19 protein-coding genes are annotated in these 14,427 nt (G+C 70.5%); 12 read left to right on the forward strand and 7 right to left on the reverse strand.

The window, feature by feature from the left end; translation table 11 throughout:
* Nucleotides 1-92: 92 nt before the first annotated feature.
* Both ABR571_RS04460 and ABR571_RS04465 read left to right on the forward strand, forming a co-directional pair.
* Nucleotides 93-1,109, forward strand: a complete 1,017-nt coding sequence (locus tag ABR571_RS04460; RefSeq protein ID WP_409451984.1) for an NAD-dependent epimerase — start codon at nucleotides 93-95, stop codon at nucleotides 1,107-1,109.
* Between the two features lie 48 nt (nucleotides 1,110-1,157).
* Nucleotides 1,158-1,796, forward strand: a complete 639-nt coding sequence (locus tag ABR571_RS04465; RefSeq protein ID WP_409451985.1) for a DedA family protein — start codon at nucleotides 1,158-1,160, stop codon at nucleotides 1,794-1,796.
* Here ABR571_RS04465 and ABR571_RS04470 read toward each other — a convergent pair.
* The gene (locus tag ABR571_RS04470) at nucleotides 1,793-2,080 is read right to left on the reverse strand and encodes a hypothetical protein (protein WP_409451986.1); all 288 of its coding nucleotides are present in this window, start codon (nucleotides 2,078-2,080) and stop codon (nucleotides 1,793-1,795) included. The genes ABR571_RS04465 and ABR571_RS04470 overlap by 4 nt on opposite strands.
* Before the next feature lie 23 nt (nucleotides 2,081-2,103).
* Here ABR571_RS04470 and ABR571_RS04475 point away from each other — a divergent pair, with 23 nt between their 5' ends.
* The 8 genes from ABR571_RS04475 to ABR571_RS04510 all read left to right on the forward strand — a co-directional run bounded on the left by ABR571_RS04475 (nucleotide 2,104) and on the right by ABR571_RS04510 (nucleotide 7,788).
* Nucleotides 2,104-3,804, forward strand: coding sequence for a ribonuclease J (locus ABR571_RS04475; RefSeq protein ID WP_409451987.1), 1,701 nt, complete (start codon nucleotides 2,104-2,106; stop codon nucleotides 3,802-3,804).
* A gap of 9 nt (nucleotides 3,805-3,813) precedes the next feature.
* Nucleotides 3,814-4,287 (forward strand): hypothetical protein, encoded by a 474-nt coding sequence (locus tag ABR571_RS04480; RefSeq protein ID WP_409451988.1) that lies wholly within the window; start codon nucleotides 3,814-3,816, stop codon nucleotides 4,285-4,287.
* 115 nt (nucleotides 4,288-4,402) lie between these two features.
* Nucleotides 4,403-5,314 (forward strand): hypothetical protein, encoded by a 912-nt coding sequence (locus ABR571_RS04485; protein ID WP_409451989.1) that lies wholly within the window; start codon nucleotides 4,403-4,405, stop codon nucleotides 5,312-5,314.
* Between the two features lie 74 nt (nucleotides 5,315-5,388).
* Nucleotides 5,389-6,258, forward strand: a complete 870-nt coding sequence (gene map / locus ABR571_RS04490) for a type I methionyl aminopeptidase (protein ID WP_409451990.1) — start codon at nucleotides 5,389-5,391, stop codon at nucleotides 6,256-6,258.
* Between the two features lie 223 nt (nucleotides 6,259-6,481).
* Nucleotides 6,482-6,838, forward strand: a complete 357-nt coding sequence (locus ABR571_RS04495; protein ID WP_409451991.1) for a calcium-binding protein — start codon at nucleotides 6,482-6,484, stop codon at nucleotides 6,836-6,838.
* A 29-nt stretch (nucleotides 6,839-6,867) separates the two neighbouring features.
* A complete protein-coding gene (locus ABR571_RS04500; protein WP_409452000.1) occupies nucleotides 6,868-6,933 on the forward strand; it encodes a hypothetical protein in 66 nt (21 codons plus the stop codon).
* A 119-nt stretch (nucleotides 6,934-7,052) separates the two neighbouring features.
* A complete protein-coding gene (locus tag ABR571_RS04505; RefSeq protein ID WP_409452001.1) occupies nucleotides 7,053-7,331 on the forward strand; it encodes a hypothetical protein in 279 nt (92 codons plus the stop codon).
* Nucleotides 7,332-7,407: 76 nt separating this feature from the next.
* Entirely contained in the window at nucleotides 7,408-7,788 is a 381-nt protein-coding gene (locus tag ABR571_RS04510; protein ID WP_409452002.1) for a VOC family protein, read from the forward strand.
* Nucleotides 7,789-7,792: 4 nt separating this feature from the next.
* On the opposite strand, the gene ABR571_RS04515 is transcribed toward ABR571_RS04510, so the two are convergent.
* Complete coding sequence (locus tag ABR571_RS04515) at nucleotides 7,793-9,091, reverse strand: UDP-glucose dehydrogenase family protein (RefSeq protein ID WP_409451992.1); 1,299 nt, start codon at nucleotides 9,089-9,091, stop codon at nucleotides 7,793-7,795.
* A 153-nt stretch (nucleotides 9,092-9,244) separates the two neighbouring features.
* Here ABR571_RS04515 and ABR571_RS04520 point away from each other — a divergent pair, with 153 nt between their 5' ends.
* A complete protein-coding gene (locus tag ABR571_RS04520) occupies nucleotides 9,245-10,420 on the forward strand; it encodes an ATP-binding protein (protein WP_409451993.1) in 1,176 nt (391 codons plus the stop codon).
* Between the two features lie 68 nt (nucleotides 10,421-10,488).
* Here the strand turns inward: ABR571_RS04520 and ABR571_RS04525 are convergent, their stop codons facing one another.
* Genes ABR571_RS04525 through ABR571_RS04535 form a run of 3 tightly spaced genes read right to left on the reverse strand, consistent with a single transcriptional unit; the run spans nucleotide 10,489 to nucleotide 12,581 of the window.
* Nucleotides 10,489-11,190 carry a TrmH family RNA methyltransferase gene (locus ABR571_RS04525; protein ID WP_409451994.1) on the reverse strand — a complete coding sequence of 234 codons (702 nt, stop codon included), beginning with the start codon at nucleotides 11,188-11,190 and terminating at the stop codon, nucleotides 10,489-10,491.
* 5 nt (nucleotides 11,191-11,195) lie between these two features.
* Nucleotides 11,196-11,741 carry an orotate phosphoribosyltransferase gene (gene pyrE / locus ABR571_RS04530; protein ID WP_409451995.1) on the reverse strand — a complete coding sequence of 182 codons (546 nt, stop codon included), beginning with the start codon at nucleotides 11,739-11,741 and terminating at the stop codon, nucleotides 11,196-11,198.
* Nucleotides 11,742-11,765: 24 nt separating this feature from the next.
* A complete protein-coding gene (locus ABR571_RS04535) occupies nucleotides 11,766-12,581 on the reverse strand; it encodes a hypothetical protein (protein ID WP_409451996.1) in 816 nt (271 codons plus the stop codon).
* Between the two features lie 133 nt (nucleotides 12,582-12,714).
* On the opposite strand from ABR571_RS04535, the gene ABR571_RS04540 reads away from it, so the two are divergent.
* Nucleotides 12,715-13,458, forward strand: a complete 744-nt coding sequence (locus ABR571_RS04540; protein ID WP_409451997.1) for a DUF4190 domain-containing protein — start codon at nucleotides 12,715-12,717, stop codon at nucleotides 13,456-13,458.
* A gap of 72 nt (nucleotides 13,459-13,530) precedes the next feature.
* Here the strand turns inward: ABR571_RS04540 and ABR571_RS04545 are convergent, their stop codons facing one another.
* A complete protein-coding gene (locus ABR571_RS04545) occupies nucleotides 13,531-13,857 on the reverse strand; it encodes a hypothetical protein (RefSeq protein WP_409451998.1) in 327 nt (108 codons plus the stop codon).
* Nucleotides 13,858-13,862: 5 nt separating this feature from the next.
* The coding region (locus tag ABR571_RS04550) for an AAA family ATPase (RefSeq protein ID WP_409451999.1) at nucleotides 13,863-14,427 on the reverse strand (565 nt) is incomplete at its 5' end.

Below are 14,427 nucleotides of genomic sequence, written 5' to 3' on the forward strand. Positions count from 1 at the left end.
ACGTGTGGCCTCTCCCGAGTATTGCCTACCCGCTCCTACGCGGTGGGCGAACGCCGCTACCGCCGGGTACGCGGGGGTGATCCACTGACGGCATGGAGGTTCTGGTCATCGGGGGTTCCCTCTTCCTGGGGCGCGCGGTGGTCGCGGAGGCGCTGGCAGTCGGGGCATCGGTCACCGTCTTCAACCGGGGCCGGTCCGGTCCCACGCGAGCCGGCGCCACCCAGGTCCTCGGTGATCGGCGAAGCCGGTCCGACCTCTCCCAACTCGAGAGCCGGCAGTTCGACCTCGTCGTCGACACCTGCGGCTACGTCCCGGCCGACGTCGCTCTCAGCGCCGAACTGCTCGCGCCGCGGGCCGGGCACTACGCATTCGTCTCCAGCATCAACGCGTGGCCCGGCTGGCCGGAGCATCTCGACTACCGCGACGGCGGCGTCCACGACGGTTCTCCGGACGCAACGGGCGACGACGTGCCGGAGGGCATGGCGGACTCGGAGGCCTACGGCTGGCTCAAGGTCGGTTGCGAACTCGCCGTGCAGCGGGCGTTCGGCGCCGACCGAGCGACGATCCTGCGCGGAGGAGCGATCGTCGGCCCGGACGACAGCGAGGTCGGGCGGCTGCCGTGGTGGATCGACCGCGTGGCTCGCGGGGGCGAGGTGCTCGTGCCGGGCACGCCCACCGACCCGGTCGCGCTCATCGACTCGCGGGACCTGGCCCGTTTCGCGCTCAGTGGCGCGGCCGGGACGTTCGACGTCCCCGGACCGGCCAACCGCGACACGCGCGCCGATCTGATGGCCGCCTGCGCGGTGGCCACCGGCGCCGCCGCGACCTTCGTCTACCTGGACGAGGACTGGCTGGTCGACCAGGGCGTCGGCTACTGGACCGAACTGCCGCTGTGGATCCCGGCGGCGGTCGGGCCGGGCGTGTTCGCCTCCTACGGCGAGGACGCCGCGCGAGCCGGACTGCGGTGGCGACCGCTCGTCGAGACGGTCGTTGACACGTGGGCCTGGCAGTGTTCGCTCGCCGACGGCTGGCGGCCAACCGCTCGAACACCGGGCCTCGTCCCGGCCCGGGAAGTCGAGCTACTGGCGGCGTGGCGCGCCCGACAATGACGGTCCGGGCGCGGACTACCTACAGGTTGGCCTCCGTAGACTCGCCGGATGCTCCTCGCCACGATGACCACCGCCAATCCGCTGAGCCCCGACACCCTGTTGTCCGGCTCGGGTGCGCTGCTCGTGCTGGCCGTCATCCTGTTCGCCGAGTGCGGTCTGCTGATCGGGTTCTTCCTGCCCGGAGACACGTTGATCTTCGCGGCCGGGATCAGCATCGCCACCCACGACATCCACACCAGCCTCGCCGCCTTCTTGATCGTGGCCCCGATCGCGGCGATCCTCGGCAACCTGGTCGGCTACTGGATCGGCTACCGCGCCGGTCCGGTGGTGTTCGACCGTCCCGAGTCGCACATCTTCCGCCCGGAGTACGTCCAGCGCTCACACGACTTCTTCGAGCGGTTCGGGTCGTGGACGATCATCATCGGCCGGTTCGTGCCCATCGTGCGCACGGTCGCCACCGTGATGGCCGGTGTCGGGCGGATGCGGTTCTCGCTCTACGCCCTCTACAGCGCGGTCGGCGGGATCCTCTGGGCCGACGGAGTCCTCCTGCTCGGGCACCAGCTCGGCAAGGTGAAGTTCGTCCGCGACCACAAGGGCTACATCGACTACCTGGTCATCCTGGTGGTCGTGGTGGCGCTGGCCCCGGTGATCCTGCACTACTGGCAGAGCCGGATGCGCAAGCGCTAGGTGTTCGTCCGGCAAGCCTGGCGGACGGAGTCCGGCGCGTCCAAATGGATGCCGAAAAACGTGGCCTTGAGATCGCACTTGTGCGCGTTCACCTGGTCCTTGACGTGCGTGCGTTGCTGCCAGACCAGGACGGCCAGCACGATCACCACGACGGCGATGATCAGCCGGCCGATCAGCGCGGTGATCACGAAGGACAGGACCACGCCGATCAGGAACAACGCGACGATGACGATGACGCCGACCTTGGTGATGTCCTGGACATTGAGCGCCTCTGGGGTCCCCATGGGTCGGACGATAGCCTCGATTCATGACTGCGGATGCGAACGACGCCGCCCCTGGCCGGGCCGCTCCGCCTGATCTCCCCCCAGGTGCGCTGCGGGTCGTCGCCCTCGGCGGCATCAAGGAGATCGGCCGCAACATGACGATGTTCGAGTACGACGGCCGCCTGCTGGTCGTCGACTGCGGCATGTTGCTCGGCAAGACCAACTCTCCCGGCGTGGACATCACGCTGCCCGACTGGTCGTACTTCAGCGACACGCTCGAAGACATCGACGCCGTCGTTCTCACCCATGGGCACGAGGACCACATCGGCGCGCTGCCCTACCTGTTGCGCGCCCGGCGGGACATCCCGGTCATCGGCTCGCGCCTCACGCTCGCCCTCGTCGCGGCCAAGCTCGAGCAGCACCGCATCAAGGCGGACCTGCGGACCGTCCGGGAAGGCGACCGCGACACCGTCGGGCCCTGGGATCTCGAGTACTTCGCGGTCAACCACTCGATCCCGGACGCCGTCGCGGTAGCCATCCGGGTCGGGGGCCAGACCGTCCTGCACACCGGCGACTTCAAGATGGACCAGACCCCGCTGGACGGCCGGCTGACCGACCTGCCGGGATTCTCGCGGCTGGGCGACGAGGGTGTCGACCTGCTCCTGGCCGACTCGACCAACGCCGAGGTGGGCGGGTTCATCCCGTCCGAACGCTCCGTCGGCGAGGTCGTCACCGACGTGATCCACAAGGCGCCGGGCCGCATCATCGTGGCCTGCTTCGCCTCACACGTACACCGTGTGCAACAAGTGCTCGACGCCGCCGTCGCCGCCGAACGGCAGGTCGCGCTCGTCGGGCGGTCGATGGTGCGCAACATGCAGATCGCGCGCGAACTCGGCCTGCTGAAGGTGCCGGACGGGTTGCTCGTCGATCTCAAGGTCATCGACCAGCTGCCGTCGCGCCGGGTGCTGCTGATCTCGACCGGTTCGCAGGGCGAGCCGCTGTCCGCGCTGTCGCGAATGGCCAACCGCGACCACCAGACGATCCGCATCGGCGCCGACGACACGATCCTGCTGGCGTCCTCGCTGATCCCCGGCAACGAGACGTCGGTCGGCCAGGTGATCAACGGGCTGTCCCGCCTCGGTGCGCGGGTGATCCACAAGTCCATGGCGCTGGTGCACGTGTCCGGCCACGCGCCGGCCGGCGAGCTGCGCTACCTGCTCACCGCCGTCCGGCCCAAGAACCTGATGCCCGTGCACGTCGAGTGGCGTCACCTGCGCGCGCATGCCGCAATCGGCCGGTCGATGGGACTGCCCGACGAGCGCATCATGCTGGCCGAGGACGGGACGGTCGTCGACCTGGTGAAGGGACGCGCGTCCATCGTCGGCAAGATCCCGGTCGGCTACGTTTACGTGGACGGGCTGGAGGTCGGCGACATCGGCGACAGCACGTTGAAGGACCGGCGCATCCTCGGCGAGGACGGGTTCCTGTCCATCCTGGTCGCGGTCGACCTCGAAGCCGGCAAGGTCGTCTTCGGGCCGGAGCTCACCGCACGGGGGTTCAGCGACGACCCGGCCGCGCTCGACCCGATCACCGCCGAGGTGATCGAGGTCGTCGAGAAGGCGCTGGCCGACGGCACGCGGGACACCGACGCGCTACAGCACCTGATCCGCCGCACGGTCGGACGCTGGGTCGACCGGCAGTACCGCCGCCGGCCGATGCTCGTCCCGATGGTCGTCGAGGTCTGAGCCTCGGCGATGTACGTGGCGGTCGTCGGTCCCGGGGACGATGCGACCGCCGCTGACCTCGAACGCGCCCGGGAGGTCGGCCGGCTGCTGGCCGGCGCCGGCGCGGTCGTGGTGACCGGTGGGCTGGGTGGCGTGATGGCGGCCGCGATCAAGGGCGCGTCGGGCGCCGGCGGGACAACGCTGGCCCTGCTGCCGGGCGACTCGAGGGCCGCTGCCGGTGCGCCGGCCACCGTGGTGGTGGCGACCGGGCTCGGAGAAGGGCGCAACGCGGTCCTGGTGCGAACCGTCGATGCGGTGATCGCGGTCGGTGGCAGCTGGGGCACGCTCAGTGAGATCGCGCTGGCCCGGCGGGCCGGCGTGCCGGTGGTGTGCCTCGGCAGGTGGTCCGTGCTCGACGCCGGCGGCCGCCCGTTGGCGCTGGACCGGGCCGCCGACCCGGCCGAGGCCGTTGCCGCCGTCCTCAACCGCCGCCGTCCTTCGTGATCAACAGACGAGTTCGGTCGATATTCAGCTGAATCGATCTGTTGATCACCGGCGGTTTGTCCACAGGGCCGGTCCGGAGCCGCCGACGAGCCGACTGTTCTTGCACTCTTCGATGGTGGATCCGCTGCCTCGCGTCGTCTCCGCCGAACGCGCTGCGCGGCTCGGCTTCACGCCGGCTCGCGTGCGGACCGAGCTGCGCCGCGGCCGGTGGCAGCGACTCGCCGCCGGCGTCCTGCTCACGCGACCTGACGAACCGAGCCGCGACGACTGGATCATGGTGGGGATGATCCTGGGCGGAGCTGAGGCCGCACTCAGTGGCTGGGACGCCATCCGGTTGCGCGGTCTGCGTTGCGCCCAGCCGCCCGGTTCCAGAGTTCTCGTCCTCACCGACTCCCGTCGGCGCAATCGCGACATCCGCGGATTGCATCTGCGTCCGAGTCTGCGGCCGGTGACCTGCACCCGGCTCTCGCCCTTCGACCAGCGACTCCCGTCGATACGGGTGGTGAGCCCGGCTCGGGCGATAGCCGACACCGCGCCGTTCTACGACCGGCTGCAACCGGTCCGAGCACTTGTCACGTCAGCGGTACAACGCGGGTTGTGCACGCCGGCCGAGCTTGCGGCCGAGCTCGCCGCGGGGCCGCGCAACGGCAGCGCGTTCTTCCGCCGCGCCCTTTCCGACGTTGTCGAGGGTGCTCTCTCGATCGCCGAGGCGGAGGTGGTCGACCTTTTGGCCGGCGTCAGCGTTCCGCCGTTCGAGGTCAACGCGCCGATTTACGACGCGCACGGCAACTTGCTCTACCGGGTGGACTTCCTGTGGCGGGCGCTGCAAGCGGTAGTCGAAGTCGACAGCCGCGAGTTCCACTTCGCCGAGGACGACTGGAAGCGGACGATGCAGCGGCACAACGTGCTGACTGCGATGGGCTACGCGGTGACCCATTACGCGCCGAGCGTGATCCGCGCCCGCAAACGGGCCTGGGCGACGGACGTCGCCGCCTGGCTGGCCGCTCGCTCTCGCGACATCGCCTGATCAAGAGATCGATCGCGTCGAATATCGACGAGAGCGGTCTCTTGATCAACGGGACGACGGGGCAGAATGGAGTCGTGACCGTCTCGACACCGCTGCAGCCCGGCCGCCTCTCGCCGCGGCGCGCGGTGCCGTCCCACATCGCCCGTCCGCATTACGTCGATGCGCCCCCGGCCACGCGGGCCGACTTCGACGACCCGATGGTCAAGGACGCCGAGACCGTCGCCCGGATGCGCGTCGCCGGCCGGATCGCCGGCAACGCGCTCGTCGAGGTCGGCCGACACGTCGCCCCCGGCGTCACGACCGACGAGCTGGACCGCATCGGCCACGAATACCTGATCGCCCACGACGCGTACCCCTCCACGCTCGGCTACAAGGGCTACCCCAAGTCGCTCTGCACGAGCGTCAACGAGGTCATCTGCCACGGCATCCCCGACTCGCGCCCGCTCGAGGACGGTGACGTCGTCAAGGTCGACATCACAGCGTTCATCGGCGGCGTGCACGGCGACACCTGCGCGACGTTCTTCGCCGGCCAACCCCGGCCGGAGGTCCGCGATCTCGGCGAGCGCACACACGGGGCGATGATGCGCGGGATCCGCGCGGTTCGGCCCGGGCGCCCCATCAGCGTGATCGGCCGGGTGATCGAGTCCTACGCGAAGCGCTTCGGGTACGGCGTCGTGCGCGACTACACCGGCCACGGCGTCGGCTGGTCGTTCCACACCAAGCCGACGATCCTGCACTACGACGACCCGCGCCGCACCACGCTGCTCGAGCCGGGCATGACGTTCACGATCGAGCCGATGCTGACTCTCGGCGGCTACGACTGGTACATGTGGGACGACGACTGGACCGTGCTCACCAAGGACGGCTCGTGGGCCGCCCAGTGGGAGCACACCATTGTCGTCACCGAGGATGGCGCGGAGATCCTCACCCTCCCTGACGAGTGACTTCACGCGCTCACGTGGCGTGAAGCACGCCGGTCGTGGCGGCGTGGTCCTTGACCAGGCCTCTTGCTACGGCGCGGTCCCCACTTTCGTTCACGACTGTCTGACGCATCTCCCCCGGGCCGCAAACGTGAACGCGCCCGAGGCCGGCGCCGGACCGCTGCCGGCGGCACGCATCTAGGGAGGCTCCGGAGACGACGAGCTCGTCGGCGGGTCGGGCAACGATGTGCTCAGCGGCGGCAACGGCAACGACACGCTGCTCGGCAAGGGCGGCGACGACGTGCTGTACGGCGATTGCGGCAACGACTCCCTGACCGGCGGGGCCGATACGGATCAGGCGTTCGGTGGCGCCGGCGACGACCAGCTCATCTGGAACCCCGGCGACGGCAGCGATCTGGACGAGGGCGGCGACGGATCGGACGCGGTAGCGGTCAACGGCGGCAACGCCGGCGAGAACTTCACCGCCACGCCCAACGCGTCGCGAGTGCGTTTCGACCGCGTCACCCGCTGCCCTTCAGCCTGGACATCGGGACCAGTGAGCGGCTCGCCGCGTCGGGCGACCTCGCGCCGCTCATCGCGCTGACCGTCGACTGCGGCGCCGGCAACGACCGCATCTCAGGTAGCACCGGCAACGACACGCTCGTCGGCGGCGACGGCAACGAGGTCATCTCCGGGTAACAAGGGCAACGACACCGCTGTGCTCGGTACCGGTGACACCGCTGCGGACACGGTGATCGTCAACGCCACTGCGGGGCCGGATTCGGTCAAGATCACCGGCGGGCTGGCGAACGTGGCCACTGTCGCCGGGCTGCACACGTCCGTCGTCGTCAGCGCAACGGACCCCAGCGGCGACACGCTCGCGGTCAACGGTCTCGCCGGCAACGACTCCATCGACGCGAGCGGTCTGGCGGCGGCATCGTCTCACTCGCCGTCGACGGCGGGACGGGAACGACACCATCATCGGCAGCGCGGGCGACGACGTGCTCCGGGGCGGGAACGGCGACGACTCCCTCAGCGGCGGGCCGGGGAAGGACGACTTGGACGGCGGGGCCGGTCAGAACGTCCTCGTCCAGTAACTCGGTCGGAAACCCGGGCCGCCGCCGCGATGATGGTGGCGACCCGGGTCGGCGCGCGAAGGGTAGGCCAATGAACATTCGGATTGAGCGGCTGGACCATCTGGTGCTGACCGTCGCCGACATCGACCGGACGATCGCGTTCTACACCGACGTCCTGGGGATGCGGCCGGTAGCCTTCGGCGCGGGCCGTCGGGCGCTCGCGTTCGGTCAGCACAAGATCAATCTGCACGAAGCCGGGCATGAGTTCGAGCCGAAGGCGAAGCGGCCGACCGCCGGATCGGCCGACCTGTGCCTGATCGCGGCCGGCCCGCTCGGGTCCGTCATCGAGCGGCTGGCGGCACTCGGTGTCGCCGTGGAGGAGGGCCCGGTGGCTCGAACCGGGGCACTCGGACCCATCAACTCGGTCTACGTGCGCGATCCGGACGGCAACCTGGTCGAGATCAGCACCTACGACTGAACGCTCAGGGACGCCCGAGCGCGCGGAACTGCCAACCGGCGTCGCGCCACGTCGCCGCGTCGAGGATGCTGCGTCCGTCGAGGATGTTCCGTTGGCGGACGACGGCGGCGAGGTCGGCCGGGCGCAGCTCCCGGAACTCACGCCACTCGGTGAGGTGCAGGACGGCGTCGGCCCCGTCGCACGCCTCGAGTGCGGACGACGAGTACGCCAGCGTCGGGTGGACGTTCTTCGCGTTACCCATGGCCTGCGGGTCGTACACGTGCACGGCGGCGCCACCGCGCTGGATCGCGTCGGCCACGTCGAGCGCCGGCGAGTCGCGGATGTCGTCGCTGTCCGGCTTGAACGCCGCGCCGAGGACCGCCACCCGCCGTCCGGCGAAGCTACCGGCGCACATCTCGAGCGCGAGGTCGACCGTCCGGGCCCGGCGACGCAGGTTGATGTCGTCGATGTTCTTCAGGAACGAGACTGCCTGATCGACACCGAGCTCTTCGGCGCGCGCCATGAACGCGCGGATGTCCTTGGGCAGGCAGCCCCCGCCGAACCCGAGGCCGGCCCGCAGGAACTTGGGGCCGATGCGGTCGTCGTGACCGATCGCGGTGGCCAGCTGGGTGACGTCGGCGCCGGTCGTCTCGCAGATCTCGGCCATCGCGTTGATGAACGAGATCTTGGTCGCCAGGAAGGAGTTGGCCGCGACCTTCACCAGCTCAGCTGTCGCGAAGTCGGTGATGACGAGCGGCGTCCCGGCGGCGAGGATCGGCGCGTAGGCCTGCTGCAGCGTCGTCAGCGCCGCGTCGTCCTCGGCGCCCATGACGAGCCGATCCGGGCGCAACGTGTCCTCGACCGCGAAGCCCTCGCGCAGGAACTCGGGGTTCCACACCAACTGCGCCCCCGCCGCGCGGACGTCGACCGCGAGAGCGCCGGCCGTCCCGACCGGAACCGTCGACTTACCGACGACCACCGCGCCCGGGCGGACGTGCTGGAGCAACGACCGGAACGCGTCGTTGACGTAGGTCAGATCGGCGGCGTTGGACCCGGATCGCTGCGGTGTCCCGACGCAGACGAAGTGCAGGTCAGCGAAGGCGGTCGCCTCTTGCACGGACGTCGTGAACCGGAGCGCACCCGACGTGACATGTTTGCTCAGCAGCTCCGGCAGCCCGGGTTCGAAGAACGGAACCTGGCCCGATGCCAGCAGCGCGACCTTGTTCTCGTCGACGTCGACGCCGAGCACCTCGTGGCCCAGTTCGGCCATCGCGCCGGCGTGCGTGGCGCCGAGATAGCCGGTGCCGATAACGGACATCTTCATTGCGGCTGAGAGGCCTCTCTGTGTGGGGGTCGATGTTAGGGGACGGCCCGGGCCGGGTCGGCAGTCCGCGTCGCGGCGTGCGACCCGCGCGACACGATCGCCTCGTATTCGGCAATCTCGGGTTTTCGCTATACAGCCCGATACGGTGCGATCGTGGATCCGATCAGGAACCCGTACGCGCCGGGTGCGGGGCAACGGCCGCCGGAGCTGGCCGGTCGGGATGCCGAGCTCGCCGCGTTCGACGTGTTGCTCGAGCGCGTGGGCCGCGGCAGGCCGGAGGGCTCGGTGGTGCTGACCGGGCTGCGCGGGGTGGGGAAGACGGTGCTGCTGAACGCGCTACGCTCGGCCGCGGTCCGCCGCGGATGGGGCACTGGCAAGTTCGAGGCCCGGCCCGACCAGAGCATCCGGCAACCGCTCGCCGCGGCGCTGCATCTCGCCGTCCGCGAACTGGCCGGCGGCAACGCCGAGGAAGCCGCGCACGTGCTCGGTGTGATCAAGTCCTTCGCCCAGCGCGACCCGGCCGCGAAGGGCCGCCAGTGGCAGCCGGGCATCGACGTCCCGGCCGTGCCCGGACGCGCGGACTCCGGCGACATCGAGATCGACCTGGTGGAGCTGTTCGGCGACATCGCCGGCCTGGCCGCCGACAGCGGGCACGGGATCGCGGTCTTCCTGGACGAGCTGCAGGACCTTCCCCCCGCCGACGTGTCGGCCCTGTGCGCGGCCTGCCACGAGGTGTCGCAGCAGGCGCGTCCACTGATCATCGTCGGCGCCGGGCTGCCACACCTGCCCGCGGTCCTGTCGGCGTCGAAGTCGTACTCCGAGCGCCTGTTCCGCTACGCGCGCATCGACCGGCTCGACCGGGCGGCCTCGGACCTCGCGCTGCGCGCGCCCGCTCGTGACGAGGACGCCGACTTCAGCGACGATGCGCTCGCTGCGATGTACGAGGCGACCGGCGGTTACCCCTACTTCGTCCAGGCGTACGGCAAGGTGGCCTGGGACGTCGCGCCGCGCTCGCCGATCACCGCCGCGGACGTCGCGGTGGCCGTGCCCGAGGCCGAGGCCGAGCTCGCGGTCGGCTTCTTCGGTTCCCGATACGTTCGGGCCACGCCGGCCGAGCGCGAGTACCTGCGGGCCATGGCCGACGTCGCCGATTCCGCGTCGGACGCGGTGCCGACCGCGGCGGTGGCGGAATCACTCGGCCGCCCGCCGCAGTCCCTCTCGCCGGCGCGGGACGGGCTGCTGAAGAAGGGGCTGGTCTATTCGGGCCAGCGAGGCCGCATCGCCTTCACCGTCCCCCACTTCGGCCGATACCTCCGCACCCAGGACTGACCCGGCTTTGCACCTTTCAGCGCTGCTGGCGGGGCCGATTTACAGCGCTGAAAGGTGCAAAGCGGGGGCTAGGAGGCGTGCTGGCGGATCCAGGCGTGCATCGCGATGCCGGCGGCGACCCCCGCGTTGATCGAGCGGGTCGAGCCGAACTGCGCGATGGAGCAGACGGCGCCGGCCACCTCCCGGGCCGCCGGGCTCAGCCCCGTCCCCTCCTGCCCGAACAGCAGCAACGAGTTGGCCGGCAGCGTGAAAGTCTCCAGCGGGACGGCCCCGGGCAGGTTGTCGACGGCCACGATCTCGTAGCCCGCCTTCGCCGCGTAGACCGCAAGTTCGACGGCGGACGGGACGTGGCTGACGTGCTGGTAGCGATCGGTCACCATCGCTCCGCGCCGGTTCCATCGCCGGTTGCCGACGACGATCACCTCGCGGGCGAGGAACGCGTTGGCCGTCCGCACCACCGTGCCGATGTTGAGGTCATGGCGCCAGTTCTCGATCGCGACGGCGAAGGGATGGCGGCGGGTGTCGAGGTCGGCGACGATCGCGTCGACCGTCCAGTACCGGTAGGCGTCGACGACGTTGCGCCGGTCGCCGTCGCGCAGCAGCTCGGGGTCTAGGCGCGGATCGTCCGGCCACGGCTGCGGGTGCGGCCCGACGCCGACGCTGTCCGTCGGCGGTTCGGCCGGCGGTCCGGCCGACACGGCCGGTTGGGCCGACACGGCCGGTTGGGCCGGCAGGGTCGGTTCGGCCGGCAGGGTCGGTTCGGCCGGCACGTTGGTCAGGACAGGCCGAGGTCGGCCAGGGTGAACGCGCTGCGGTACTCCAGGCCGGTGGCCTCGATCGCCGCCCGCGCGCCGCGGTCGACGATGGTGGCCACGCCGACCACTTCGGCCCCAGCCTCACGCAAGGCCTCGACGGCGGCGAGCGGTGACGAGCCGGTCGTCGACACGTCCTCGACGACGAGCACCCGCCGGCCGGACACCGACGGTCCCTCCACCCGCTGCTGCATGCCGTGCGCCTTCTCCGACTTACGGACGACGAACGAGTCGACGGCCCCTCCGGACGCGTGCATGATCGCCGTCCCCACCGGGTCGGCGCCGAGGGTCAGGCCACCGACGGCCTCGTAGCTCCAGTCGGCTGTCAGCTCGCGCATGACCCGGCCGACGAGGGGGGCGGCCGCGCGGTGCAGGGTGATGCGCCGCAGGTCGATGTAGTAGTCGGCCTCGCGCCCGGAGGACAGGATCACCTTGCCGTGCACCACGGCGAGGTCCTCGATCAGGCGCCGCAGCTCGGCCCGGTCATGGGTCAGTTGGTCGGTCGTCACATCCGAGACGGTAGCCCGGGGACGTCAGCGCTCGATGCGGCGGGACTTGCTCGCCTTCGCCCGGCTGCGCGCCAGCTCGGCCCCACGGGCGACCGATTCCTGGTTGGCCGCGGCCCGCTTCTTCGACCGCTGCCGCTCGACGTAGGCCTCACCACGGGTGGCGGCCGACGAGGTGAGGACGCCCTTGGCCGCGCCCGGGCGAGCGGCAGCGGGCCCCCGACCGCCCTGCGGCGGGGTGCGCGGCGCGAACAGTCCGCGCCGTTGCGGCATGTCGGTCGTGCGCACCGGCTTGGTCAGCGCGAAGTACTCGGTGCTGACCCGGAAGTTGACGAGGACGACGGCGATGATCAGGAACGCGCCGGCCAGGAACGCGGGCACCTTGAACCCGGCCGGGACCGACGAACCGACCGACAGCACCGTCCCCACGCCGACCACGGTGCCGGTGAACGAGGCCAGCAGCCAGAACGCGACGACCCCCCAGCGGGACCAGTACCGGCCGCGGTAGACGCTGAGCGCGAGGACGGAGATCGCCGCGACGACAATGATCGTCCCGATCAGCGCGCCCGACTGCTGCTGCGAGACCTGGTGGTGCAGCTTCGCTGCCGTCTCATGGATCTTCGGCTTGGCCTTCGCGTTGGCCTTCAGTTGCTCGCGTGTGAGCCACGCGCGCTGACCGAACAGGGAGACGGCGGCAATGAGCGCGGCGAGCGCCGATGCGACCAGCGCGGCGACGGCGCCCTGCACCTGACGGGGCCGGGGCGCCTTGGCCGCAGGGTCGGTGCCGGACGCCGGCTTGGTCATGGACACTCGCTTGGCGGCCTTCTGGGGGTCGTCGCTCACGGGCGCAGTGTACGTGCGGGGGATGGGCGGACGCGCTGAGCGGCGCTGGTCCGCCCGGCTGTGGAAGCCCCGGGCCGCGCCGGGCCGATGCCCTACAGTCGGTGCGACAGCGACCGGCCTCCCGGAGGACACCATGACGACGCCCTCGGATCCCGAGAACGGCCAGTCCCCGCCGGACGCCGTCAATCTGGGCAAGGCCGAACCCCCGGCAGGCTCGGATCCGGCCGGTGAGGCGCCGTTCGACCCGTACCGCTTCGGCAAGCCCGACCACCCGATCCCGGCCGAGTACGCGCCGCCGGGCTACACCGGCCCGATCGCGCCGCCCCCGAACCCGTACGCCGGCGGCCCCCACGCCGGTACCGCGCCCCCGCCCGGCTCGACCACAAACAACCCGTTCGGCAATCCGCCGGGGACGCCGTACGCGCCGGGGCCGCAGGCGCCCTATCCGGGCGGGTCGCCGTCGCCCTACGGCCCGCCGCCCGGGCAGCCGTACGGACCGCAATACGGCCAGTTCCAAGGCCAGCCCTACGGGTACGGCCCGCAGCCACCGCACTACTCGCAACCGACGGGCAACAACGGCAAGGCGGTCGCCGCCCTCGTCCTCGGCATCCTCTCGATCGTCCTGTGCTGGTTGAGCGTGTTCGACGCCGTCTTCGTGATCCTTGCCTTGATCTTCGGCCTCATCGCACTGCGCGAGACGAAGAACGGACGCAGTCGCGGCCGTGGTCTGGCCATCGCCGGGCTGGCGTGCACGGTCGTCGGTGCCCTCCTCGCGACAATCATTTCGATCAAGGTCTTTCGCGCCATCGACCGGTGCGGCGGCTTCGACCAGGCCAACCAGAGCTCGTTCCACCAGTGCGTCAAGGACAACGTGTGAACCACGGCTGGTAACCCGTCGAGGGTGGCGCCGGACCGTACCTTGGGCTCCCGCCGACTGCCGACACGGCCGCTAGCCGGCGGCGAACTTCAGGTCGAAGACCAGGTGCAGGACGATCCACACCACGCCGTCGAGCGCGGCCAGCCCGAACGCGATGTAGGCGTTCTCCAGGCTGCGCCGTTGTTCGCGGGCGCGCTGCCCGGCCATACCGGCGAGCACCGCGGTGACGATCGACAACACGATGCCGAACACCACCAGTCCGATGCAGCCGACGACGATCGCCGCGATGCCCAATCGATCCCGCTGCGATTCCGAGCCGTCCCCGACCGGCACGGGGTAGGCGCCGGGCAGTTCGGAGAACTGCGACTCGTCGAACAGTCCGGAATCGTCGGGGAGCAACCCGATCAGCCGCCGACCGACAGGCCGGACCGGTCAGGCAGCGCGTCGACGAGCACGGTCTGCCCGTCGCGGACCTCACCGTTGAGCAGGGCCTTGGCCAGCGCGTCGCCGATGGCCGTCTGCACCAGCCGGCGCAACGGGCGGGCGCCGTAGAGCGGATCGAACCCGTTGAGCGCCAGCCACTCACGCGCGGCGTCGGTGACGTCGAGCGTCAGGCGGCGGGCGGACAAGCGGGCCGACAAGGACCGCAGCTGGATGTCGACGATCCGGGTGAGGTCCTCGGTGGTCAACGCTTCGAAGATCACGATGTCGTCGAGACGGTTCAAGAACTCCGGCTTGAAGTGCCCGCGCACGATGGACAGCACTTCGTCCCGCTTGAGGTCATCGGGCAGGTCACTGATCAACGCGTGCGAGCCGAGGTTGGACGTGAGGACGAGAATCGTGTTGCGGAAGTCGACCGTCCGGCCCTGGCCGTCGGTCAAGCGGCCGTCATCGAGCACCGCCAGCAGGATGTCGAAGACGTCGGGGTGCGCCTTCTCGACCTCGTCGAGCAGGACGACGGTGTAGGGC

The organism is Jatrophihabitans sp. (genome assembly GCF_046262535.1).
Classification (GTDB): domain Bacteria; phylum Actinomycetota; class Actinomycetes; order Mycobacteriales; family Jatrophihabitantaceae; genus Jatrophihabitans.